At 67.7% G+C, this 22,319-nt stretch carries 24 protein-coding genes, 1 tRNA gene and 1 pseudogene; 8 read left to right on the forward strand and 18 right to left on the reverse strand.

Going from position 1 to position 22,319, the window contains the following annotated elements; translation table 11 throughout:
- The first annotated feature begins 31 nt into the window (after positions 1-31).
- Positions 32-970, forward strand: coding sequence for a LysR family transcriptional regulator (locus tag A3CU_RS45805; protein ID WP_043841937.1), 939 nt, complete (start codon positions 32-34; stop codon positions 968-970).
- A gap of 195 nt (positions 971-1,165) precedes the next feature.
- On the opposite strand, the gene A3CU_RS0120860 is transcribed toward A3CU_RS45805, so the two are convergent.
- From A3CU_RS0120860 to A3CU_RS0120870, 3 genes are all read right to left on the reverse strand, one after another.
- Positions 1,166-1,753 carry a M15 family metallopeptidase gene (locus A3CU_RS0120860; protein WP_245617235.1) on the reverse strand — a complete coding sequence of 196 codons (588 nt, stop codon included), beginning with the start codon at positions 1,751-1,753 and terminating at the stop codon, positions 1,166-1,168.
- Between the two features lie 452 nt (positions 1,754-2,205).
- On the reverse strand, positions 2,206-2,937 hold the full coding sequence (locus tag A3CU_RS0120865; RefSeq protein WP_027943954.1) for a class I SAM-dependent methyltransferase: 732 nt from the start codon (positions 2,935-2,937) through the stop codon (positions 2,206-2,208).
- A gap of 877 nt (positions 2,938-3,814) precedes the next feature.
- On the reverse strand, positions 3,815-4,270 hold the full coding sequence (locus tag A3CU_RS0120870) for a hypothetical protein (protein WP_027943955.1): 456 nt from the start codon (positions 4,268-4,270) through the stop codon (positions 3,815-3,817).
- A gap of 213 nt (positions 4,271-4,483) precedes the next feature.
- Here A3CU_RS0120870 and A3CU_RS45810 point away from each other — a divergent pair.
- From A3CU_RS45810 to A3CU_RS53990, 4 genes and pseudogenes are all read left to right on the forward strand, one after another.
- Positions 4,484-5,176, forward strand: a pseudogene (locus tag A3CU_RS45810) (replication initiator); the annotation flags it as partial.
- 15 nt (positions 5,177-5,191) lie between these two features.
- Positions 5,192-5,386 carry an excisionase family DNA-binding protein gene (locus A3CU_RS0120880; RefSeq protein WP_027943956.1) on the forward strand — a complete coding sequence of 65 codons (195 nt, stop codon included), beginning with the start codon at positions 5,192-5,194 and terminating at the stop codon, positions 5,384-5,386.
- A 1-nt stretch (position 5,387) separates the two neighbouring features.
- Positions 5,388-6,110 (forward strand): N-terminal phage integrase SAM-like domain-containing protein, encoded by a 723-nt coding sequence (locus A3CU_RS53985; protein WP_211246473.1) that lies wholly within the window; start codon positions 5,388-5,390, stop codon positions 6,108-6,110.
- 252 nt (positions 6,111-6,362) lie between these two features.
- The gene (locus A3CU_RS53990; protein WP_211246474.1) at positions 6,363-6,572 is read left to right on the forward strand and encodes a site-specific integrase; all 210 of its coding nucleotides are present in this window, start codon (positions 6,363-6,365) and stop codon (positions 6,570-6,572) included.
- Positions 6,573-6,651: 79 nt separating this feature from the next.
- Here the strand turns inward: A3CU_RS53990 and A3CU_RS0120890 are convergent.
- The 5 genes from A3CU_RS0120890 to A3CU_RS0120910 form a co-directional block, all read right to left on the reverse strand.
- A tRNA-Ala gene (locus A3CU_RS0120890) sits at positions 6,652-6,724 on the reverse strand.
- A gap of 55 nt (positions 6,725-6,779) precedes the next feature.
- Positions 6,780-7,532 (reverse strand): divisome protein SepX/GlpR, encoded by a 753-nt coding sequence (sepX, locus tag A3CU_RS0120895; RefSeq protein ID WP_027943957.1) that lies wholly within the window; start codon positions 7,530-7,532, stop codon positions 6,780-6,782.
- Between the two features lie 143 nt (positions 7,533-7,675).
- Complete coding sequence (locus tag A3CU_RS0120900) at positions 7,676-8,335, reverse strand: GNAT family N-acetyltransferase (protein ID WP_043841939.1); 660 nt, start codon at positions 8,333-8,335, stop codon at positions 7,676-7,678.
- Positions 8,336-8,344: 9 nt separating this feature from the next.
- Positions 8,345-9,610, reverse strand: a complete 1,266-nt coding sequence (gene glp / locus A3CU_RS0120905) for a molybdotransferase-like divisome protein Glp (RefSeq protein WP_027943959.1) — start codon at positions 9,608-9,610, stop codon at positions 8,345-8,347.
- On the reverse strand, positions 9,607-10,512 hold the full coding sequence (locus tag A3CU_RS0120910; protein WP_027943960.1) for a UTP--glucose-1-phosphate uridylyltransferase: 906 nt from the start codon (positions 10,510-10,512) through the stop codon (positions 9,607-9,609). The genes glp and A3CU_RS0120910 overlap by 4 nt, the downstream gene beginning before the upstream one ends.
- Before the next feature lie 24 nt (positions 10,513-10,536).
- Between A3CU_RS0120910 and A3CU_RS0120915 the strand changes: the two genes are divergently transcribed.
- From A3CU_RS0120915 to A3CU_RS0120925, 3 genes are all read left to right on the forward strand, one after another.
- Positions 10,537-11,130 carry a 5-formyltetrahydrofolate cyclo-ligase gene (locus A3CU_RS0120915; RefSeq protein ID WP_027943961.1) on the forward strand — a complete coding sequence of 198 codons (594 nt, stop codon included), beginning with the start codon at positions 10,537-10,539 and terminating at the stop codon, positions 11,128-11,130.
- A 297-nt stretch (positions 11,131-11,427) separates the two neighbouring features.
- Entirely contained in the window at positions 11,428-11,778 is a 351-nt protein-coding gene (locus tag A3CU_RS51210) for an FmdB family zinc ribbon protein (protein ID WP_084143490.1), read from the forward strand.
- A 138-nt stretch (positions 11,779-11,916) separates the two neighbouring features.
- Entirely contained in the window at positions 11,917-12,405 is a 489-nt protein-coding gene (locus A3CU_RS0120925) for a hypothetical protein (RefSeq protein ID WP_027943963.1), read from the forward strand.
- A gap of 20 nt (positions 12,406-12,425) precedes the next feature.
- Here the strand turns inward: A3CU_RS0120925 and A3CU_RS45820 are convergent, their stop codons facing one another.
- From A3CU_RS45820 to A3CU_RS0120975, 10 genes are all read right to left on the reverse strand, one after another.
- The gene (locus A3CU_RS45820; RefSeq protein WP_245617237.1) at positions 12,426-12,593 is read right to left on the reverse strand and encodes a hypothetical protein; all 168 of its coding nucleotides are present in this window, start codon (positions 12,591-12,593) and stop codon (positions 12,426-12,428) included.
- Entirely contained in the window at positions 12,580-13,080 is a 501-nt protein-coding gene (locus tag A3CU_RS0120935) for a MogA/MoaB family molybdenum cofactor biosynthesis protein (protein ID WP_043841944.1), read from the reverse strand. The genes A3CU_RS45820 and A3CU_RS0120935 overlap by 14 nt, the downstream gene beginning before the upstream one ends.
- Before the next feature lie 192 nt (positions 13,081-13,272).
- Complete coding sequence (locus tag A3CU_RS0120940) at positions 13,273-14,319, reverse strand: sensor histidine kinase (RefSeq protein ID WP_027943965.1); 1,047 nt, start codon at positions 14,317-14,319, stop codon at positions 13,273-13,275.
- Positions 14,316-15,032 carry a response regulator transcription factor gene (locus tag A3CU_RS0120945; protein WP_027943966.1) on the reverse strand — a complete coding sequence of 239 codons (717 nt, stop codon included), beginning with the start codon at positions 15,030-15,032 and terminating at the stop codon, positions 14,316-14,318. Before A3CU_RS0120945 ends, A3CU_RS0120940 begins: the two co-directional genes overlap by 4 nt.
- A 700-nt stretch (positions 15,033-15,732) precedes the next feature.
- Positions 15,733-16,851 carry a S1C family serine protease gene (locus A3CU_RS45825; RefSeq protein ID WP_425388270.1) on the reverse strand — a complete coding sequence of 373 codons (1,119 nt, stop codon included), beginning with the start codon at positions 16,849-16,851 and terminating at the stop codon, positions 15,733-15,735.
- A 502-nt stretch (positions 16,852-17,353) separates the two neighbouring features.
- On the reverse strand, positions 17,354-18,439 hold the full coding sequence (gene galT / locus A3CU_RS0120955; protein WP_027943967.1) for a galactose-1-phosphate uridylyltransferase: 1,086 nt from the start codon (positions 18,437-18,439) through the stop codon (positions 17,354-17,356).
- Between the two features lie 45 nt (positions 18,440-18,484).
- Positions 18,485-19,270, reverse strand: coding sequence for a DeoR/GlpR family DNA-binding transcription regulator (locus tag A3CU_RS0120960; protein WP_027943968.1), 786 nt, complete (start codon positions 19,268-19,270; stop codon positions 18,485-18,487).
- Positions 19,271-19,396: 126 nt separating this feature from the next.
- Positions 19,397-20,734 carry a HAMP domain-containing sensor histidine kinase gene (locus A3CU_RS0120965; protein ID WP_084143516.1) on the reverse strand — a complete coding sequence of 446 codons (1,338 nt, stop codon included), beginning with the start codon at positions 20,732-20,734 and terminating at the stop codon, positions 19,397-19,399.
- Between the two features lie 104 nt (positions 20,735-20,838).
- Positions 20,839-21,531 carry a response regulator transcription factor gene (locus tag A3CU_RS0120970; RefSeq protein ID WP_027943970.1) on the reverse strand — a complete coding sequence of 231 codons (693 nt, stop codon included), beginning with the start codon at positions 21,529-21,531 and terminating at the stop codon, positions 20,839-20,841.
- Positions 21,532-21,590: 59 nt separating this feature from the next.
- The gene (locus A3CU_RS0120975) at positions 21,591-22,247 is read right to left on the reverse strand and encodes a response regulator (protein ID WP_027943971.1); all 657 of its coding nucleotides are present in this window, start codon (positions 22,245-22,247) and stop codon (positions 21,591-21,593) included.
- Positions 22,248-22,319 lie beyond the last annotated feature (72 nt).

Below are 22,319 nucleotides of genomic sequence, written 5' to 3' on the forward strand. Positions count from 1 at the left end.
ACTTGAGTAAAACTGGGATTAGCCTGGCGCCATGACCGGGATCGGTTCGAAGTTCACCCTCCGGCAACTGGAGTACCTCGTCACGGTCGCCGACGAGGGGACACTGGCCGCGGCCGCCGGGCGCCACCACATCTCCCAGTCCGCCATCTCGCTGGCGATCACGGAACTGGAGCGTGCGCTCGGCGTCCAACTGCTGATGCGCCGCAAGGCCCGGGGCATCGAACTCACCCAGGCCGCCCGGCAGGTGCTGCCGGAGATCCGGAACCTGCTGGCGCACGCCGGTGAGGTGCGGTCCTCCGCGCGAAGCCTCGGCCAGTCACTCAGTGGCGACCTGGTAATCGGCTGTTTCCCGACGCTGACGCCGTTCCTCATGCCGGAGATCCTCCGGCACTTCCCCGCGCGCCACCCCGGGGTGACCGTGCGGCTGTTCGAGGGCTCGATGGCGGAGGTGCAAGGCCGGCTGCTCGACGGCACCTGCGAAATCGCAGTGGTGTACGACCTCGCGATCGGCATCGACATCACGACGCACGTGCTCTACCAGGTCCGGCCGTACGTCCTGTTGTCGGCCGATCACCGGCTCGCCGGCCCGGAACCGATCTCGCTGGCCGACCTGCGCGACGAGCCGATGGTGATGCTCGACATGCCGCCCAGCGCCGCGATGTTCCGGGAAGTGCTCGCCGTGGGCGGGATCGAGCCGAACGTGCGGTTCACAACCACGCATTTCGAGTCCGTACGTTCGCTTGTCGCGAGCGGTGCCGGTTATTCGCTGCTGTTGCAACGCCCGGCGCCGGACACGACCTATGCCGGGCCACCGCTTGTCTATCGAGAGATCATCGAGGAGGTACGGACGGTTGACGTCGTGCTGGCTCACGCGCGCGACGCGCGACTCACCCGTCGCGCCCACGCCTTCGCGGACTTCTGCCGCGCGACGTTCACCCGCGGACGGCCGGGGTGCCCAGGACCTCGTTGAACGGGTGCGTGTAGATCGAGTTACGCAGTTCGCAACACGCCCCCGGCATGGTGACCGTGATTTCCCCTACCTCCACCACACTGACGACGCCCACGTCTGCCCAGCCTTCTCAGGCGGCCACGGCCTCGGGCAACGTCTGCAAGGTCGGCGATCGAAAGGTGCCCCACCGGCGCTGAAGCGCGACCGGGACCCGATTCAGGGCTGCATCCTCGGGTCCTCGGTCGGATCCGCATACATCGGCGGGCAACCGTCCTCGACAGCGTTGGGACGCAGCTCGTAATGCCAAGGCTCATTGCCATAGATCTGACACAGCCCGTACGCGGCACCATGCTCGGACAGCCAAGCCGCGGCCTTCGGCGGGCCGATATCGACCGCCTCACCCTTCACATGAGCAGACCTCTCCGGAGTGGCCACCCACCGCGCGGCCTCCTCCTGCGAGCCGTACCTGACCACAGCGTCCTGCCACAACCGCTGCTGATACTCAGGCGACCGCCAGCCACTGTTGACCCGAAGCCCGACGCCGTCGGCTTTTGCGTCCTTCGCCGCCCGGCGCAACGCATCGAGGAGACCCGGGTCGAGCTTGCCCACCGCCGGTATCTCCTCGTCGAACACCGAGACCGCCGCCCCGTCGGGAACGACACCGTCACTCTCGTCCAGCGCGGCCCGCGTACCGGCCGACCGGCCTCTTCTGGCCGACGAACTCGACGGAGCCGACACCACGAGCGGCCGCTGCACGACGAACGCAGCGATCGCGACACCGATGATCGCCAGGCTGCCGAGCACGGTCCGGTGTGTACGACGGGCTGGCGCTGGCAATGATGCGCTCTGGTCCATACCTCCACTGAAGACGGAAAACCGTTGCCGTCGCGTATGCAGTTTTCGATACACAGGCGATACACGCCGATTCCCGGCCGGCTCCTCGATCCGCTTCTATTGCGAGGACGCCAACGCCGACGACGCACCCGCCGAGCCGAGCACGTTCCCCCTCGGCTTGGCGGGCTTTGGGGACGACTTCTCCGGCGTCCGGCGCTTCGCCGACCGCGACCACAAGAACATCACCCAGTGGCACGTCTACGACGCCCCGGCGGCACTACGCCGCGCACCTGGAACCGGAGCTGGTGACCTCCGACATCCAGGGCTTCTTCCGCCCCCTGCGTTGAGGAGATGCTCGCGGTGGCCGGTTGACCAGGCCACCGCGAGACCGGGCGGCTACGTCGACCCGAGTCGCGCGGGCACTAACTGAGCCGCGCTCGATAACACTTTGTCACGTAAGGCATTTCCACCGGATGCTTCGCGTCCAAGAGCGCGCGGACGCGCCCCAGCAGTTCTTCTCGGGTTTCGGGCTTCAGAGTGATCACATAGCTGCGGGAGGCGACCATGTCCAGGATCTGTCCAGGTGTCATCAAATGCTTCCAGCGAAAGTCCCGCGACTGAACGGGTTCGAAAGGCCTGCCCAGACGGTCCGCTTGGCGATCCTCCGTCGGCGCCTCGGCATAGCCGCGCAGGATCTGGTCCAGCTCGGCGACCCAAGGCTCTGAAACGTCACGATCGTTCCACACCAGGCCGAGCCACCCACCCGGACGCAGCACGCGGGCGGCCTCAGCGACCGCCCGCTCCGGATCAACCCAGTGCCATGCCTGGGCGCACACCAGGGCATCCGCGCTCGTGTCCGGCAACGGGATCGATTCCGCTGTCCCAGGCAACAGTGGCACCTCCGGGAGCACCCGCGCGAACTGCGCCCGCATCTCAGCCGAAGGCTCCACCGCTACGACCTTCCGGCCCGGCCGCCGCAACGCACGGGTCAGCTTGCCGGTACCCGCTCCGAGATCGACCACGGTTCGCGCGCCCACGGGTACCAGCCAGGTGACGGCATCCGTTGGGTAGGGCGGACGGCCACGCTCGTAGGCATCTGCCACAACTCCGAACGAGCCCGCCTGACGGTTTCTCTCGTCCTCGGCTTTGCTCATTGCCGCTATTATCCCTGCGCGGACGACGGGAGCGAGTGGCGAGCCTCGGCCACGGCTCGCTCCGGATGAAACACCTTGTCTGCACGGGGTAACCGTCAACAGACCCGTCAGCGCATTGAGGAGAGTTACGCCAGGACGCCTGGCAGACCACACGAGACTCCATAAAGCGCCCAGGAGACAGCCAACCCGCCTCAAAGATCACAAACCAGGCCTTCGACCGATCAGCCCACGAACCACAACCTGGCGCTGGTCACCAGCAAACCACACCACGCCGGGTCAGGAGGAACTCGCACCGTGGGGTTTGGGGGGCTCGGCCCCCAAACTAATGACGGAGGACCCGGTCCGCACTTTCCGCGAACACGGGTCCCCTGACGACGTGGGCCTAACGTGCCAGCATACGAACCGGACCAGCGAAACCAACCCAGCCATAGTGATGGGGGTCCGGGGGCTTGCCCCCTGCTGGGGGTGTGGGGGCTCGGCCCCCACAGGACAAGACGATGATCGCCAAGGGGGAAGGCGTGCCCGCCGAACAGGCGGGCCCCAAGATCGGGTGGAGCTGAGGGGAATCGAACCCCTGACCTTCTCGATGCGAACTGTCGGCATCCGGGTTTTCCCCTGGTCACTGGGGACATCGTGACTGCGATAACGGGCGTTGACGGTCACTGCTGGCCGGTGCCGTTGCTGTACTTTGCTGCTGTACAGCAACCGAACACGTTCTCAGCTTGGGAACCAAGGGTGACGTGCCTGAAAACCGACGCTGACCTGCGGTTGGGGATGTGCGCTGGGTATCTCCGTTGACCGTGGTTGACCGAGGCATGGTGTTGGGATGTTGCTGGGGCTTGCCCCCAGTCGGCTCGGACTGCGGGCCGAAAGCGAGCTAGGACGGCGAGTTTGTGGGACCGAAGAACTGTGCCACCTGGTTGAAGATCCCCGTTGCCTTCTGGATGGTTTGGTTGTCACCAATCTTCATGGGTTCGCCGAGCTGCGGATCGTAGGCGGTCAGCCCGGTCGCGGCCTCGACGATCGACGCGAGCGCGTGGACCTGCCTGACGACCTCTTCGGCCCCGTCGCCATCGCTCCAGTAGGGAACGGTCATCGACCACTCGCCTTGCAGGTAGCTCACGTCGATACCGGTCGGCGGGTGGGTCAGGCTCCAACTCGGCGGCCCGTCGACGATCGAGATCTCTCCTCGAAACAACTTCCGTGCACTGGCCGTGATCACGTCCCATCCGACCGGGAGGTCCTGGTTTGCAGGTTGGTTCTCCAGCGCCTCCATCGCGTCCTCCCAGGACTGGCCAGGCGAACGTTGAAGGAAATAGATGTCGTAGCTCATGCAGCGAGGGTACTTGCGTCGCGGGCTCTCACCTGCATGGTTCGGGCTGAAGTGATCTCCTCGCGGCGCGGGTTCATCCCTGCCGGGCCGGGTGGTGCCGGTCAAGGGTCTGCCGGAGGCCGCGAAGCGCCCTTGACCGGTGCCACCCGGTCTGGCAGCCCTCGGGCGCGCCGTGAGGAGGTCACCGGACGCTAGTCCGTTTCGCCACGCGCCAGGTCCTTTGTGGACCCCGACACTCGCGAACCGCTGACCGAGTGGGACCAGGCTGTAGAGGAGGTTGAGGAACCCGCGCACGTGGCCACCTTCGGACGGCAGGTCCATTCCAAGGGCATTCTCGGCGGCACCGAAGAAGCCGGGCGCCACATCGGCTATCTGACCAAGTACCTCACCAAATCCACGGGAGAGGTCGTCGAGGCCGATTCGGCACGGCAACGGGAGCACCACGACCGGCTACACGCCGAGCTGGCTGTGACGCCCTGCTCGCCAAGGTGCGCGGTCTGGCTGCTGTACGGCATCCAACCCCAAGGCGTCACCTCGCGAACCACGCCGGGGCACTGCAAGGGGCGGGCACATCGGCGGACCACGCTCCGCCTACCAGGGCGGCGGGTGCTGGTCTCGCGCAAATGGTCCGGCAAGACACTCGCCGACCACAAGACAGATCGCAAAGCCTTCGTGCGAGACATGCTCGCCGGAGTCGGCATCGTCAAACCCGAACAAGACAAGGCACGGCTCGTCTGGCGGAAGGTCCAGCCCGGCGACCGGGACGCCCCACCACGCGCGCATCTGCTCATGCGTGCGATCGCCGAACGAATCACCTGGCGGGCCGAGTACGACCGAGCGCTACTTGCGGCTTCCGGGCCGCCTGGCGGGGTTCCAGAAACTTCGGCAATTCCACAAGCAGCCTGACTACCTGGGAGACTAATGGAACAGATCTTCATCAAGCGGAAGTGGCACACCGTCGCCGAAGTAGCAGCGATGCTCGGCTACGGGCTCTCGAAAACCAAGATGCTCGTGGCGACCGGGCAGATTCGATCCATAAAGTATGGTCGAAACCGGCGCATCCTGCCGGAATGGGTTGACCAGTACATCAACGATCGCGTGTCAGAGGCGGCTTGACGTGACTGGGAAGGCTCGTGCGAACGGGGAAGGGTCCATCTTCCCTTACCGACAGGGATTCGCGGCCTACGTGTGGGTGCGTACGCCGATGGGTGAGCGGAAACGCAAGTACGTGTACGGCAAGACGCGCGAAGAGGTGCACGAGAAGCGGGTGAAGCTGCATCAAGCGGCCAAGGATGGCCCGGTCGCTTCCCGTGTGCCTCGCCTCGATGAGTACTTGCAGTACTGGCTTCATGAGGTGATCAAGCCTAACCGGGCACCACTGACGTTCGTGAACTACGAGTTGTTCGTGCGGCTCTACATCGCGCCCGGCCTGGGCGACCGGCGGCTTGACCGGCTCCAGGTCCGGGACGTGCAGAAGTGGGTGAACAGGATCCCGGACACCTGCCAGTGCTGCGCCCAGGGCAAGGATGCCCGGCGTGACAAGAAGCGTCAGCGGTGCTGTGCCCGCGGAGTGTGCTGCAAGGAAGCACCCTCGGCGCGCACAGTGTCCGACATCCGGGCGTGTCTGCGGTCCGCGCTGTCGAACGCTGTCCGGGAGGAGCTGATCAGCAAGAACGTGGCAGCGAACATCGTCTTGCCAGCGGTCCGTAAGCGAAAGGGCAAGGCATGGTCGAGTGAGGAAGCCCACCAGTTCCTGGAGTCCGCACGCCGCGATCGTGACCCGCTGTACGCGGCGTACGTGCTGATCCTGGTCCTGGGGCGACGTGGACTTCGAGGCTGAAGAGCTATCGGTGGCTCTCCAACTGCAGCGTGTTCAAAAGCGGTTGCTCCATCGAGAGACCAAGACGGAGGCGTCCGACGACGAGCTGCCGCTGGTCGGCATCTGTGCGGCAGCCCTGCGCGAACGGAAGCAGGAACAGCAACATCACATCAAGGCGGCCGGCGCGGCGTGGCAGCGATCGAAACTGATCTCCACCACCCGGTCGGGGACCCCGGTTGAACCTAGGAACTTCAACCGGTCCTGGGGCCCCGCGTGGCGCGGTCCGGGGTACGAAAGATCACCGTGCACGACGGCCGCCGAACCTGCGCGACCCTGCTCGTAGACCTCGACGTGCACCCGCGTCAGGTTATGCAGATCCTCCGTCACGCCGAGTTCTCGGTGACGATGGAGATCTATGCCAAGGCGTCGAGCAAGGCCACCAAGGACGCTCTGAAGCGGTTGGGGGACAGCCTCGACGGCTGAGGCCCGTTGCTGTACTTCGCTGCTGTACGAACGTCAAAGGCCCGGTTCGAAGATCGCGAACCGGGCCTTTGACCTGCTGTGGAGCTGAGGGGAATCGAACCCCTGACCTTCTCGATGCGAACGAGACGCGCTACCAACTGCGCTACAGCCCCTCGGTGAAGCCTGCGAAAGCATAGCAACCGGCTGGCGCACGATCAGATAGGGGGTCTACTCACCCACGGCACGGCGGAACGGGAGCTGGCCCGGGTCGTCCAGCTCGTGGAACTCCGGGTCCTCGTCGTCCACGTCGACGACCACGGCAGTCTCCCGAACCGGGGCGGGCGGGGCGGGTGCGCGCTCGACTCCGATCGGTTCGCGCCAGCCGTCGTCGGCCTCAGGCTCGGTGTACTCCTCGTCGATCGGGTGAGGAGCCGGGCCGCGCGCGCGGGTGTTGAACCGGGCGAGCCGCCGCTGGCGGATCTCGTTCTCGATGCGCACCTGCCGGCGCAGGTAGCCGAGGTAGCAGACCAGAACGAGGTCGATCGCGCCGTGCGCCCACCACAGCTTGGTGAACAGGACACCCGCACCGACCGCGGTCAGCACGGCCAGGATGATCAGGCTCAGCACCACACGCTGCCGGAACGCGTACTTCGCACGCGCCGCTATCTCGGCCGCCTCCGGGTCGAAGCCGCCACGGCCCGGCCGGTAGCGACGTTCGGAGGCCGGTTCAGGGCGGGACGGTGGACGCGCGGAGGGCGGCTCAGAGCGGGAAGGCGCGGGTTCGTCCGCGAGGGGCTCGTCGGGCTCGGCAACGTCTTCGTCCTCACCCACGGGGAACTCGTCCTCGGCGCTTCGGACCACGCGCGCGGCGAGTTCCGTGTCCGCGGTCCTCGCGACCGCCTGGCGCTTGCGCACGACCATGGGTACGAGCACGGCGAGCCACGCCGCCGCGAGCGCGACAATGATCAGCGAGCTGGGCATCCCCTCGTGTCACCTCCCCCGTTCCTGGCTACATACCGTCACGCTAGTCACACCAGTAACAGTTCAGGCGGAGCCACGCCGCTTCGGATCGGAAAAAGGCGTCACCAGTTTTGGTGAAACCGGCCCTTGTGTGCTAGGCGACCTCAGGCCCACTCGGCCCGGCGTTCGGCGATCAGCCGGTTCACCAGCCCGTCGCCGATCTCCTCGACCGTGATCGCGAAGCACAGGTGGTCCCGCCAGTCCCCGGCGACGTCGAGATAGCGTCGGAAGAGGCCTTCCTTGCGGAAACCGGACTTCGTGAGTACCCGCACGCTCGCCACGTTCTCCGGGCGCACGGTCGCTTCGATGCGATGTAGGCCGGCGGAGGCGAAGACGTGGTCGACGACCAGCGCAACGGAGGCGGTGGCCACGCCTCCGCCGACAACCGTCGAGGACACCCAGTAGCCCACCCACGCCGAACGAAGTGAGGCGCGGATCACGTTACCGATCGTGATCTGCCCCGCGAACTGCCCGTCCACGATGATCGCGAACGGCAGGCACTGCCCACGCCGGGCCAGCGACCGCAGCCCCATCCACTGCGGCGGCCAGGACCAGAACCCGTTGCGGTCCTGCCACGGACCGGGCGCGGTCGGCTCCCATCGCTCCAGATGTTCCCGGTCCCGCAGCCGGATCCGACTCCAGTCACCGGCATCTCGCAGCCGGATCGGACGAACCGAAACCTCGCCCGCGGCGACCCGCAGTGGTCCCAGCCTGGCCGGCCAGCCGGGATGGCGGGTCTCCAGGTTGTATGTCGCTGCCTGCACCGGACGTATTTACACCCGTTGGGCCAGAAAGGTCACGCGCACCATCTCACCGGCCGGCACCTCGGTGCTGTCCTCGTCCACGTTCACCAGGCAGTTCGCCTCGGCCAGCGAGGCCAGCAGGTGCGAGCCGGAGGTGCCGAGGGGCTGCACCAGGTACTCGCCGTTCCCCTCGTCACGCAGCAGTTGGCCACGCAGGAAGCCCTTGCGTCCCTGGACCGACGTGATCGGCGACAGCAGCCGCGCGCTGACCATGCGGCGGTACGGATTGCGGGAGCCGCGGGCCGCCCTGATCAGCGGCCGGATCAACACCTCGAACGCCACCAGCGCGCTCATCGGATTCCCCGGAATGAGGAAGGTCGGCACCAGGTCCGGGCCGAGCCGCCCGAAACCCTGCGCCGAACCGGGGTGCATCGCGACACGGGTGATGTCGAGCTGCCCCAGTTCCGACAGAGCCGTTCGCACCTCTTCACCGGCGGTACCCCCGGCCCCGCCCGCGACCACGACGACCTCGGACATCAGCAGCCTGCCCTCAACCACCTCACGCAGCCGTTTCGGCTCGCCCGGCACGATGCCGACCCGGCTGACCTCGGCGCCGGCGTCCCGAGCCGCGGCGGCCAGCGCGTAGGAGTTGACGTCGTAGACCTGCCCGGTCGAGGGGACGCGGTCGATGTCGACCAGTTCGTCCCCCACGGAAATGATCGACACCCGGGGTCGCGGATAGACCAGCACCTTCGACCGCCCCACCGCGGCGAGCAGGCCGACCTGAGCGGCCCCGATGGTGTCGCCGTGACGGACCGCGATGTCCCCGACCTGCACGTCCTCACCGGTTCGGCGCACATAGGCCGCCGAGGGCACCGACTGGCGCACCACGACGTTCGCCGGATGCCCGTCGGTGAATGCGGTGGGCACGACCGCGTCGGCGAGCGTCGGCAGCGGCGCTCCGGTCGCGACCCGCACCGCCTGCCCCGGCTGCAACCGGCGTGGCTGCCGGGAACCCGCCGGGATCTCCCCGACCACGGGCAGCTGCACCGGCTCGTCGCCCGCCGGGCGCAGGTCCACGCTGCGCACCGCATACCCGTCCACCGCCGCCTGGTCGAAGCCGGGCAGGGCGCGTTCCGCGACGACCTCTTCCGCGCAGAGCAGGCCCTGTGCCTCGGAGATCGCTACCCGCACCGGACGCGGGCGCACCGCGGCCTGCAGCACGAGTGCGAGTTGTTCGTCGACGGAGCGGAGCTCCTGCTCGGCCGCAGCCGGCTCGGACGTGGCGCGAGTCATCGGCTCTGGTTCTCGATTCGCTCGGCAAGCCAGGCGCGCAGCGACGGACCGTAATCGGGGTGGTCCAGGGCGAAGTCGACGGCGGCCCGCAGGAACCCGCCCGGGTTTCCCAGGTCGTGCCGGCCGCCCCGGTGCACGACGATATGCACCGGATGGCCCTCCTCGATCAGCAGCGCCACCGCGTCGGTGAGCTGCAGTTCGCCCCCGGCGCCCGGCTTGATGCGGCGCAACGCGTCGAAGATCGCCCGGTCGAGCAGGTACCGCCCGGCCGCCGCGTAGGTGGAGGGCGCCTCTTCCGGCTTGGGTTTCTCGACCATGCCGTGGACCCGCTTGACGTCGGCATCCGCGGTGTCGGTGACGTCGAAGACCCCGTAGGGCGAAATCTGTTCTTTCGGGATGTCGAATGCACAGAGCACGCTGCCGCCGTGACGCGACCGCACCTCGGACATCCTCTCCAGCACACCGACGGGCAGTACGAGGTCGTCGGGCAGCAGCACGGCCACGGCCTGGTCGTCGTCGGCCAGGTTGGGCTCGGCCTGCTGCACGGCGTGCCCGAGACCGAGTGCCTCGTGCTGGATCGCGACTTCGACGTCAAGCAGCGTGGGTCCCCGGCGGACCTTCTCCAACAGCTCGAGTTTGCCCTTGCGTTCCAGGGTTTCCTCGAGCTGGGGTGCCGGCCGGAAGTAGTCGACCACCGATTCCTTGCCGGGTGAGGTGACGATCACCAGGCGCTTGGCGCCGGCGTGTGCCGCTTCCTCCGCGACGAGTTCGATGCCAGGTGTGTCCACGACTGGCAGCAGTTCCTTGGGCACCGCTTTTGTCGCAGGTAGGAAGCGTGTCCCCAGACCCGCTGCTGGGACAATGGCGGTTCGGAACGAGTGGTTGTCAGCGACGCCCGTCATGTCGGTAGAGCCTAACCTGCGCATATGGCTTATCGCTGCAACGACCAGTGGGACAAGGTGACGTGGCGAAGCCACCTTGCCGGTGCACGCTCGGCTGTTCCGGCACAGCAACGCATTGCGGAAGCACGTGCACTGGCCGGCGTGGCGGCGTCTCTTCCGCTGCCGGAAACCGTCTGCTGTTACGTCCCGTTCGGCACCGAGCCGGGTTCGGTCGCGCTGGTTGACATGTTGCGCAACACGGGCGCCCGTGTCCTGCTACCCGTGATCCCGCCCCGGCCGGACGCGCTGGACTGGGCCGAATACACCGGCACCGCCGCGCTCGTTCCGGGCAGGTTGCGCGGCGTCCTCGAACCCTCGGGACCGCGGCTGGGCGTGTCGGCCGTGCGCTCGGCCGGCCTGGTGTTGCTGCCGGCGCTGGCCGTCGACCACCTGGGCGTGCGCCTGGGCCGGGGCGCCGGCTACTACGACCGGACGCTGGCCCACGTCGCCCCCGACACCGCGCTGGTGGCGATCGTCCGGGACGACGAACTGGTGGAGAGGCTGCCTGCCGAGCCCCATGACATACGCATGACCGGCGCGCTCACGCCTTCTCGCGGGCTCGTCCGCCTGCCCGTGTAGACAAGGATGTTATTCGCGCCACACCGACGCCGGCGATCTCGCGGCTGGATTGATCGTCGTCGCGGTTCACCAGGGCTACCCGCGAGTAGCCGCGGCCACTCGTGGGCTGGGCCCCGGCCGGAATCCGTATGCTCACGACGTGGCAAAACCGGGTAGCGCTGGACGCGCCGCGGGAATCTGCGCGCGAGTGATCCCAAGTGATTCCCGGAAACCCCGTTTGACCTGCGAAGGAACATCCCAGTATCGTTCAGCGTTAGCACTCTTGCCGAGAGAGTGCCAATGCGCGAAGGAGCACCAGTGCCCACGTACCAGTACGCCTGCAAAGAATGCGGTCACCGCTTCGAGGCCGTGCAGTCCTTCTCGGATGCCAGCCTGACCGAGTGCCCCCAGTGCACCGGCCCCCTGCGCAAGCTGTACGGAGCCGTCGGCGTGATCTTCAAGGGCAGCGGCTTCTACCGCACGGATTCCCGGTCGGAGTCTTCGAAGTCGTCTTCGAACGGCAGCAAGTCCAGCTCCACCAAGTCCGAGTCCGGCTCGGCCAAATCCGACTCCGGCTCGACCAACGGGCAGAGCAAGAGCAGCTCGTCGGACTCGAGCTCTTCGTCGTCTTCCTCGAGCACGACGAAAACGTCCGCCGCCGCCTCGTAACGGCGGAGTTGTCCACACACCCCCAGTTGTCCACAGCAGCGTGAGCAGCCGCTTCCAGCGCGCTGCCAGCCACCCCTAGCGTCGATTACGACGGCGGATACCCGTCGTCTCGGCCTTCGATGCTGGGGGTGCGCCGCGATGAAGATCGCCCCACGCTCTTACTGGAACCGCCTGCGACCGCGTTTGCGTGGCCGGACCATCACGCTGACGCGGCGGGTGCTGGCCGCGGGACTATTGGTCGTGGCCGCTGTCATCGCCGCCCGGCCGACCGCGGCCGGGCCGGCTCCGCCCGCACCCGCGCCGGTCTCGGCGCCCTCGGGTGCCGCCATCACGGCAGGACCGGGCTTCGCGACCGTACCGATCCGACTCGCCGACCCGGGTGTCGCCGAACTGCTCAACCGGGGAACGCGCGTCGACGTGGTGGCCACCGAAGGCGGTGAGCCGAGTCGGAAGGTGCTGGCCAGCATGGCGACCGTGGTGGACGTGCGCTCGTCGCCCCCGGCCGCGGGCAACCTGTTTCCCGCCGAAAGCAGCGGCCCGCTGGTGCTGATCTCCGTTCCGGCCGAAGTCGCCGTGCAGGTGGCCGCGTTGTCTCTACGGAACCCGGTGACAGTCACCCTCCGTTGACAGAGCGGAACCGCGTAGCGCTATTCGTGATGGGGCGGCCGATTCTCCTGGTACCACGAGTCACGATCGCGCTCGGGCGCGCCGGCGTCGCGCTCGTCCGAGGTGGTCTCCGGCAGCACATCGCCGAAGACCTCGTCCAGCCGCCTGCGGTCGGGGTCCCGGCGATGCTCGCGATCAGGATCCGTCAAGGCCCGACAACTCATCGATGACGTGGGGAACCAATGACGACAACGTCGCCATGCCGTCGCGCACCGCCGCCCGCGAGCCGGCCAGGTTGACCACCAGCGTGCTGCCCGAGATGCCGACGAGACCGCGTGAAATGCCCGCGTCCACCGCTCCGGCGGCCAAGCCGGACGAGCGCAGTGCCTCTCCTATCCCGGGGATCGGGCGGTCGAGCACGCCGGCTGTGGCGTCGGGCGTGACGTCGCGCGGGGACACCCCCGTCCCGCCCACGGTGATCACCAGGTCGACCCCGCCGATGACGGCGGTGTTGAGCGCATTGCGGATCGCGACCGTGTCGGCGTGGACGACCACCACACCGTCCACGATGAACCCGGCTTCCTCCAGCAGTTCCGTGACCAGGGGGCCGGAGGTGTCGTCGTGCTCACCATGCGCCGCGCGGTCGTCCACGATCACCACGAGAGCGCGGCCAAGCCGCTGTGCACTGCGTTCCATGACGCATACCGTAGAACGTCTTCCCCATGAGCGTGGCGGCACCCGAGCCATCGACCGAACTCGTGCCGGGAACCTGGTGCCGGGGCCCGCCGGGCATCGGTGCCGGGGTCTTGTCAGAACCCGACGGCCGGCTGGCAGGGCTGCGCCGCTGCGGGCCTCGGTCGTGTTGTAGACCGCTTCGTCGAGGCCGAATCAGCGCGCGGCGAGTGGGAGGCGGACCTCGAACCGGCAGCCAGGCCCGTGGTTGTGCACCTGGATGCGGCCCCGGTGCGCCTCGACCAGGCCCTTGGCGATCGCCAGGCCGAGGCCGCCGCCGGTCGTGCTGGTCCGATCCGGCGTGCGCGCCTGAGTTCCCCGGAAGGCGACCTCGAACACCCGGCCGATCTCCTCCAGGGGGATGCCGCCGCAACCGTCTTCCACCGCGAGCAGGGCGTTGTCGCCGTCGATCCCGACGTGCACTGCGACCGTACCGTCGGGCGGCGTGTGCCTGATCGCGTTGGACACCAGATTGGAGACTATCCGGGCCAGTTCTGGATCGCTGCCGGCGACCACCGGCCAGATGTCGGCGTCTGCCCGTAGCTTGACCTTCTTCTGCCGGGCGACCGGTGTCTGCACGGCCAGCGTTTCACTGATGACCTCTTGCAGGGGCACCGCCGACAAGGTGAGCCGCAGGGCCCCGGCGGTGATCCGGGAGAGCTCGAACAGATCGCCGACCATACCGGACAGCCGGGTCGTCTCGCCGCTGATGCGCTGGGCGTAGCCGGCGACCTCGCCGGGCTCCGACACGATCCCGTCCGCCAGGGCTTCGGCCATGGCCCGGATGCCCGCGAGCGGGCTGCGCAGGTCGTGGCTGATCCAGGCCACCAGGTCGCGGCGGGCCGCCTCCGCCGCGCGTTCCCGTTCCCGTGCCTCGCGTTCCCACACGCTGCGCCGCGCGATGGCGCGGCCCAGGATGATGGCCGATGGCACGGTGACCACCCCGACCAGCAGGCATACGAGCAGCATCGTGGTGAGCGCCGGGGTGAACATGAACCCGCTGATCCCGAGCACGCCGGCGAACGTGGCCAGCACCGGGATCAGCATCAGCACGGTGAGCGAGGTGACCAGGGACCGGCCGCGCAGCCGGTACAGCACCGCTCCGCCCAGGAGCGCGACGGGCAACGCGAACACCAGTGCGAGGGGCAGGATGTGCCAGACATGCGTGAGCATGTCCCCGAAGGACTCGCTGGGCTCGATCATGACCGCACCGGGTCGTAGCGGTATCCCACGCCCCATACCGTCGCCACCCGGACCGGTTTCGCGGGGTCGGCTTCGATCTTCTCCCGCAGCCGCCGCACGTGAACGGTCACCGTGGATTGGTCGCCGAACTTCCAGCCCCACACCTTTTCCAGCAGATCGGCGCGCGAGAAGGCGGTGCCGGGATGGTCGAGGAAGAAGGCCAGCAGGTCGAATTCCCTGGTGGTGAGGGGAAGCTCCACACCATCCAAAGTGGCCTTACGGGCGCCGAGGTGCAGGCGCAGGCCGCCGTCGGCCAGTTCGCCGGCCGAGGGTTCCGGGCGGGGCATCCGGGCACGGCGCAGCACCGAGGCGACCCGCAGGGCGAGTTCTCGTGGGCTGAACGGCTTGGTGACGTAGTCGTCGGCGCCGAGTCGCAGGCCGGCGATCCGGTCCTCCTCCTCGCCGAGCGCGGTGAGCAGCACCACGGGAATCTGACTCGACTGCCGCATCCGCCGGCACACCTCGAGTCCGTTGATACCGGGCATCATCACGTCCAACACGACGAGGTCCGGCCGCGACTGCTCGAACAGTTGCAGGCACTCCGTGCCGTTCCCGGCGACCTCCACCCTGAACCCGCCGGCCTCGAGATAACGCCGCACCACGTCACGAACCGTTTCGTCGTCATCGACGACGAGTACGCGGCCGGTCTCAGTCTCAGGCTCAGTGCCGGTCACGGAACTCCCCCAGAGCACTTGATGATTCATCGCCGGCACGGTCACCGCCCGCACGGCCGGCCACCCTCGGCACGAGCCGAGCCGCACGCAGCAACCACACCATGAACGGTGACCAGATCCGCCGAACTCCCATCCCGCCGGACCGTATCTCCGCGTCCGGCGCAGAGAAAGCCGGCACCTCGATTCGTCAGATGTCGGTAAGGAATTCGGAGCGCCGGCCAGATGACATGTCGACATGTCAATACTCGAGGCCCGAACTCATCCGGTGGTGTTTGCGCAAGAGGAACTTGAAGTCGCTGTGGATAACTGGGCGCCTGTGGATAACTAGGCCGCTTTTCGAAGAGGCCCGAGCGGAATGTCGTGGTCCTGTCGCATTGTGGGAGCCATGACGAGGCAAGACCCGCTAACCGCGATCAGCCGGCTTCAACCGAGGAACGCACCTCGGCTCTGTCCGGCATGGTTACTCCGCACCATGCGGTTCGGTGGTTCGCTGCGAAGATCCTTGAGCTGGCTCGCCGGCCGGTTCGGGATGGCTCTCGGCGATGGGCGCGCCGGCACGCCGACGCCTTCGGCGCTTCCTGGCGAACGCACCAACCACTTTCCCTTCCGGCCACAACACGCGGCTCCCGGCAACATGTCCGGATGTTGCCGGGAGCCGCGGTGGTTGGTCTCGGCCGGACATGCGGCCGAGCGCCTGGGATCACCTCACCTGGACGGGCTGTCCGCCGAGCGTGACCTGAAGTGTTCGGTTGTTGTTCAGGGTGAAGGTCACCTTGTCGTTGGGTGCCCGTGTCCTGATCGCCGCGACGAGTCCGTCGGCGTTGTCGATGGCCTGGTCGTCGACCTTGACCACCACGTCGCCGGCCTTCAGCCCGGCCTGGTCGGCGGGGCTGCCGGGGTCGACCTTCTGGATCAACGCGCCGCTGGACTGCGTGTCGGCCACGCTCGCCCCGATGTAGGTCTGCGTCGCCTTGCCCGTCCGGATGATCTCCTGCGCGGTCCGCTGCGCCTGGTTGATCGGGATCGAGAAGCCGATGCCCGCGTTGGTCGCCTCGCTCTGTCCCAGACCGCCCGAGGACGGCGGACTGTAGATCGCCGAGTTGATGCCGATGACCTGGCCGGCCAGGTTGGTCAACGGACCACCGGAGTTACCCGGGTTGATCGCGGCGTCGGTCTGGATCGCGCTCATCACCGTCGTCAGGTCCCCCGAGCCGCCCCCCGCCCGCACGGGACGGTGCAGCGCGCTGACGATGCCGGCCGTGACCGTGCCGGTGAGCTCGAAGGGCGAACCGAAGGCCACCACGGCCTGGCCGACCCTGAGGTCGTCGGAGTTACCCAGTTCGACGGGCTTGAGGTTGTTCACGCCGGTCACCTTGACCACCGCGATGTCCGTCGTGGGGTCACGGCCGATGATGGTCGCGGGTGCCTTCGTCCCGTCCGGGAACGACGCCTGGATCGAGCCGCCGTTGGCGGCCATGTCGACCACGTGGTTATTGGTGACGATGTAGCCGTCGGTGGACACCACGAACCCGGAACCCTCACTCTGCTGCTGGTTGCCGGAGGTCCGCAGTTCCACCACGCTGGGCGAGACGTTCTGCGCCACTGCCTCGACAGTACCCGCGGGAGCTGGACGGCCCGTCTGGGTGGGCAGCGGCTGGTTGAGGGCGTTGTAGCTGCCGCCGCCCGAATTCTGGGTCGCGAGATAGCCCGCGCCCCACCCGGCGCCGCCACCGACCAGCAACGCGAGCGCAGCGACACCCGCGACCAGCTTTCCCACCCCGCGCTTGCGCTGCTGCGGGACTCCGGTGGCCGGATACACCGCCGTGCCGTAGGACGTCGTGTCGTAAGGCCCCGCATAGGGGTGCGACCCCGTCGTGGCGCCTGGCGGAGACGGCTGGCCCGGGGAAGGCTGCTGGCCTTGCGGAGCCGACTGTCCCTGGGAAAAGGACTGCCCCTGGAGCGGCTGGCCTGAAGGTTGCCCGGGTGACGAAGACTGTCCCGCCGATGAGGACTGTGCCCACGGGTTTCCGGGGGTTTGTTGCGCCTGCGCCGACCATGGGCTCGGCGGCTGCTGGGCACCGAGTGGCGTACCCCGAGGGGGCGTCGCAGCGTCCTCCTGCGCCGACTTCTCCGGCACGGCCTCTTGAGCGGCTTTATCCGGCGCGGCCTCTTGAGCGGCATTCTCCGACTCAGCCTCTTGAGGGACACCGCCTGGCTGCGGTGTGCCGGGGTCGTTCTCGGTCATGTGATCACCTTGCTGGTTGGTCCTGAGAGCATGCTGAGGCCAGGCTGAGGTTCCAGCATGAAGTATGCCGAGGTTTTCAGCCTACCGCCCGCAGACGCTCGGCGATTTGCTCCGGAGTGACGTCGTTGATCCACACACCCATACCCGATTCCGACCCGGCCAGGTACTTCAGCTTGTCTTTTGTACGCAGGATCGAGAACAGCTCCAGATGCAGCCAGGCGAGGTCCCGGCCGGAATGGACGGGAGCCTGATTCCAGGAGGCGATATACGGCAGCGGCCGATCGAAAAGCCGATCGCATCGGCTCAACACCCGCAAATAGACGTCGGCGAAGTCGTCCCGTTCCGCCGCGTCGAGGGCCGGGATGTCGGGCACCTGCCGGTGCGGTACCAGCAGCACCTGCACCGGCCACCGGGCAGCCGGCGGCACGAAAGCGGTCCAATGCTCGCCCTCGGCGACCACCCGCGTGCCGACCTTGCGCTCGGCGGCCAGCACATCACCGAGGACCGGCCGCCCGTGCCGCTCCCGATAGGCACGGGCGGTCTCCAGCATGCGCCGGGTCCGCGGGGTGACAAACGGGTAGCCATAAATCTGACCGTGCGGGTGATGCAAGGTGACACCGATTTCCTCGCCACGGTTCTCGAACGGGAAGACCTGTTCGATTCCATCCACAGTAGACAGTTCCGCGGTCCGGTCGGCCCAGGCGTCCATGACCGTGCGTACCCGCTCCGGAGGCAACCTGGCGAACGAGCCACCGTGGTCGCTGGTGAAGCAGACGACCTCGCACCGTCCGCGCCCGGGTGCCGTCGGAACCAGCCCCAGGTCGTCCACTGTGGAAGGAGCACCGGAAACGGACTGCGAGAAGGAGGGGAACCGGTTCTCGAACACGACCACGTCGTAGTCGGACTCCGGAATCTCGGTGGGTCTGCCCGGCCGGCTGGGACACAGCGGGCACAGGTCGGCGGGGGGCTTGTAGGTGCGGGTCTGCCGGTGTGCGGCCATCGCGACCCACTCGCCGGTCAGCGGGTCGAGGCGGATCTCCGAGGCCGCCGCCACCGGAGGCAGGTCGCGGGCGTCCACCGCGACTCGCGGAGCGGTGTCCGCCCGCTCGTCGAAGTAGATGATCTCCCTGCCGTCGGCGAGGTGCCGAACCGTGCGCTTCACGCTTCCTCCGTGTTCCGATTCCGCGGCGGGACCGGCGCCGCCCGCTCAGTCCGCGCCGTCCACCTGCGCGATCAACAGCTCATCCACCTGTTCGGCCAGGATCTTTCGAGCGAGTTCCGGCAGACCGTCGTCGGTGACGACGACGTTCGCCTCGGCGAGATCGGCGATGGTGGATATCCCGGCAATCCCCCACTTCGTGTGATCGGCCAGCACGACCAACCTGCTTCCCGCCTCGACGAGCGCGCGGTTGGTCTCGCTCTCCGTCAGGTTCGGCGTAGTGAAACCCGCGCCATCGGCCATCCCGTGCACGCCGAGAAAGACCAGGTCGAGATGTAGCCGCCGCAGGCTGTGGACGGCGACCGGGCCTACCAGCGCATCCGACGGCGTGCGCACCCCACCGGTGAGCACAACGGTGCAAGTGGGTTGCGAAGTCTCGTCGAGCACGTTCGCGACGCGGATGGAATTCGTGACGACGGTCAGTCCGGGCACCGAACCAAGTGCGCGCGCCAGCGTCCACGTCGTCGTGCCCGCCGAAATCCCGATCGCGGTACCCGGCCGGACCAGCGTCGCGGCCAACTCGGCGATAGCTTCCTTCTGCGCGCGCTGTCGGGCGAACTTCGCCTCGAAGCCAGGTTCGTCGGTGCTCTTACCCAGAACGGCCGTTGCGCCGCCGTAAACCTTCTCGACCAACCCGCGGCCGGCGAGCACATCGAGATCTCGACGAATGGTCATGTCCGACACGCCGAACCGGGCCACCAGCTCGCTGACCCGGACAGCCCCGGTTCGACGAGCTTCGTCCAGAATCGCCGCTTGCCGCTGCCGTGCCAGCACCGCAGCTCCCATCACCGCCGTCAACTACACAAAACCCTACACGATCAAACATCATCGCGCGCGACCGTGTTGGAGCAATGAACGTTTGCTACGGACTATCCGTAGCAAACGTTCATTGCTCGTGTTTCATCCTGGGGAGCCGGGCAGGCGGATGGTCATCAACGCGCCGCCCTCGGGGGCGCGGCCGGCATGCACGGTGCCGCCGCTTCGCTCGACGGCCTGCTTGACGATCGCCAGTCCCAGGCCGGAACCCGGCAGGGTTCGGGCCTCCGACGAACGGTAGAAGCGGTCGAACACCTTGGGCAGGTCGGCGTCGGCGATACCGGGGCCCGAGTCGGCCACCTCGATGACCGCGGTCCCGTCTCCCAGCGGATACATCTGCACCCGCACCGTCGATCCGGGCGGCGAGAACTTGACCGCGTTGTCGAGCAGGTTGAGCACGGCACGCTCCAGCGCGCTGGGGTCGGCGTTGAGCACCCACGGCTGGAGCGAAACGGAGAACTCGATCTCCGTGGCCCGCCGGCGCGCCCGATCGAGCGCATGCTCGACGACGTCCACCAGTTCGACCTGCTCGAACACCGCCGCGTCCTGCGCGTCCTGCTGCGCCAGGTCCACCAGGTCACCGATGAGCTGGGTCAGCTCGTCGAGCTGCGCCTTGATGTCCGCCTCGATCTCCGCGCGGTCGTTCTCGGACAGGTTCGGCGCGTCCGACCGGCTGGCCGCCAGCAGCAGTTCCAGGTTGGTGCGTAACGACGTCAGCGGTGTGCGCAACTCGTGGCCGGCGTCGGCGACGAGCTGCCGTTGCCGCTCCTGGGCTTCGGCGACCGTGCCGAGCATGGTGTTGAAGCTGTGGGTCAGCCGCGCCAACTCGTCGTCACCACTGACCGGGATCGGCCGTAGATCGCCAGTCCTGGCCACGCGCTCGGTCGCATGTGTGAGCCGCTCCACCGGACGCAGCCCCGTTCTGGCCACCGCTGTCCCGGCCAGCGCGGCGATCAGGATCCCGCCGCCGCCGATCAACCCCAGCACCAGCGCGAGCTGCGACAACGTCTGCTGGGTCGCGTCCAGCGGCTGCGCCAGCACGAAGGCGACCCCGGGGGCGTACTGGTAGGGAACGGCCAGCACCCGGTAGCCCGCGACGGTGCGCAGCGACAGTTTCGACGCGCCCGAGGCCACCGCACGCTCGTCCAGCCCGATCGGGGGCCGGTTCGCGGTCAGCGCCGAGGGCTGGAGCACCGAGTCGCCATCCTCGCGGACGAGATCGAAACGCATGTCGAACAGTTGCGTGACATACGTCGGCACACGCATGCCCCCGCTGTTGAGCACCAACGGGTCGTTGAGCACGCCGGTCGCCCGTTGCAAGAGGTTGTCGTCGACCTGCTTGTACAGGTTGAGGTCGACAGTCAGGTACGCGCCGATCGACACGAGCGCCATCACGACCGCGACACAGGCGGCGGCGAGCATCGACACCCGGGTACGCAGGGAGATCTGTCGCTTCGTGCCGTTTCGCCGTCCGCCGCTCGGGTTCTCGTGCGCAGCGGCCGTCGGTTCGCCAGTCAGGACGTGGCTCACGGTGGGGTTTCCCGTAACACGTAGCCGACCCCGCGCACCGTGTGGATGAGACGAGGCTCACCGTCCGCCTCGGTCTTGCGCCGCAGGTAGCCGACGTAGACCTCCAGCGCGTTGCCCGAGGTCGGGAAGTCGTAGCCCCAGACCTCTTCGAGAATCCGCCCCCGGGGCAGGACGTGCTTGGGGTAGGAGATGAACAGTTCCAGCAGCGCGAACTCGGTGCGGGTGAGGCTGATGTCCCGCTCGCCCCGGCGAACTTCACGGGTGCCCGGATTCAGGGTCAGATCGGCGAAGGTGAGCTTCTCGGCGTCGAGGCCGGTCTGCGCGTCGGGAGCGGCTCGCCGCAGCAGCGCACGCAGCCGGGCGAGCAATTCCTCGAGGGCGAACGGCTTGGGCAGGTAGTCGTCGGCCCCCGCGTCGAGGCCGGACACGCGATCGGACACGGTGTCCCGTGCGGTGAGCACCAGTATGGGCAGGTCGTCACCGGTGCTACGCAGGCGCCGGGCAACCTCGAGACCGTCCAGTCTGGGCATCATGACATCGAGGATCATCGCGTCCGGCCGGTCGGCCACCACCATCTCCAGCGCACGCGCACCATCACCGGCCAGGTCGACCTGGTAGCCGTTGAACTCCAGCGAACGCCGGAGCGATTCGCGAACCGCCCGATCGTCGTCGACAACGAGAATGCGCATGTAGACAGTGTTACCGACACTTCTGAGACTCGGCTAAGAGCCGGCCGCATCGGAGCTGTTCAGAGCTGGTCGAGCAACCCTCCCCGGTACGCGAGCAGGGCGGCCTGGACGCGGTTCGCCGCGCCGATCTTCGAAAGGACCGCCGACACGTATCCCTTGACCGTGGCCTCCGACAGATGCAACTTCGCACCTATCTCCGCGTTGGACAGGCCCTGGCCGATCAGACCCACGACCTCCCGCTCGCGATCCGACAAGGAGGCAAGGAGCTTGCGCGCGGGTTGCGCGGCCCGCTGCCCTTCACGATGCGCGCGAACCATCCGCACGGCCACCCCGGGATCGAGCACCGCCCCGCCGCGGGCGAGGTCACGCACCGCCCGCAGCAAGGCCGCCGGCTCAATGTCCTTGAGCAGGAAGCCGTTCGCACCGAGCCGCAGCGCGAGGCTCACGTACTCGTCCACGTCAAAGGTTGTGAGCATCGCCACGGCCGGTGCACCAGGCTGCGCGAGGATCGCCCGCAACGCCCGGATGCCGTCGTCCGGTGTCCGCATCTTGATGTCGAGGAGCACAACGTCCGGGGCGAGCCGCCTGGCCGCCTCGACAGCCGATCTGCCGTCGCCGGCCTCGCCGACGACCTCGATGTCGGGCGCCCCGGACATCATCCCGCGCAGACTCGCCCGGACCAGTTCCTCATCGTCTGCGAACATGAGCTTGATCAATGGAGCCCTCCCGCCGCTCGGGGAGCGGGATTTTCCGCATCCCAGCGTGACGGAAGGTTACCGACTAGTAGC

This window comes from Amycolatopsis taiwanensis DSM 45107, assembly GCF_000519205.1.
GTDB classification, from domain to species: domain Bacteria; phylum Actinomycetota; class Actinomycetes; order Mycobacteriales; family Pseudonocardiaceae; genus Amycolatopsis_E; species Amycolatopsis_E taiwanensis.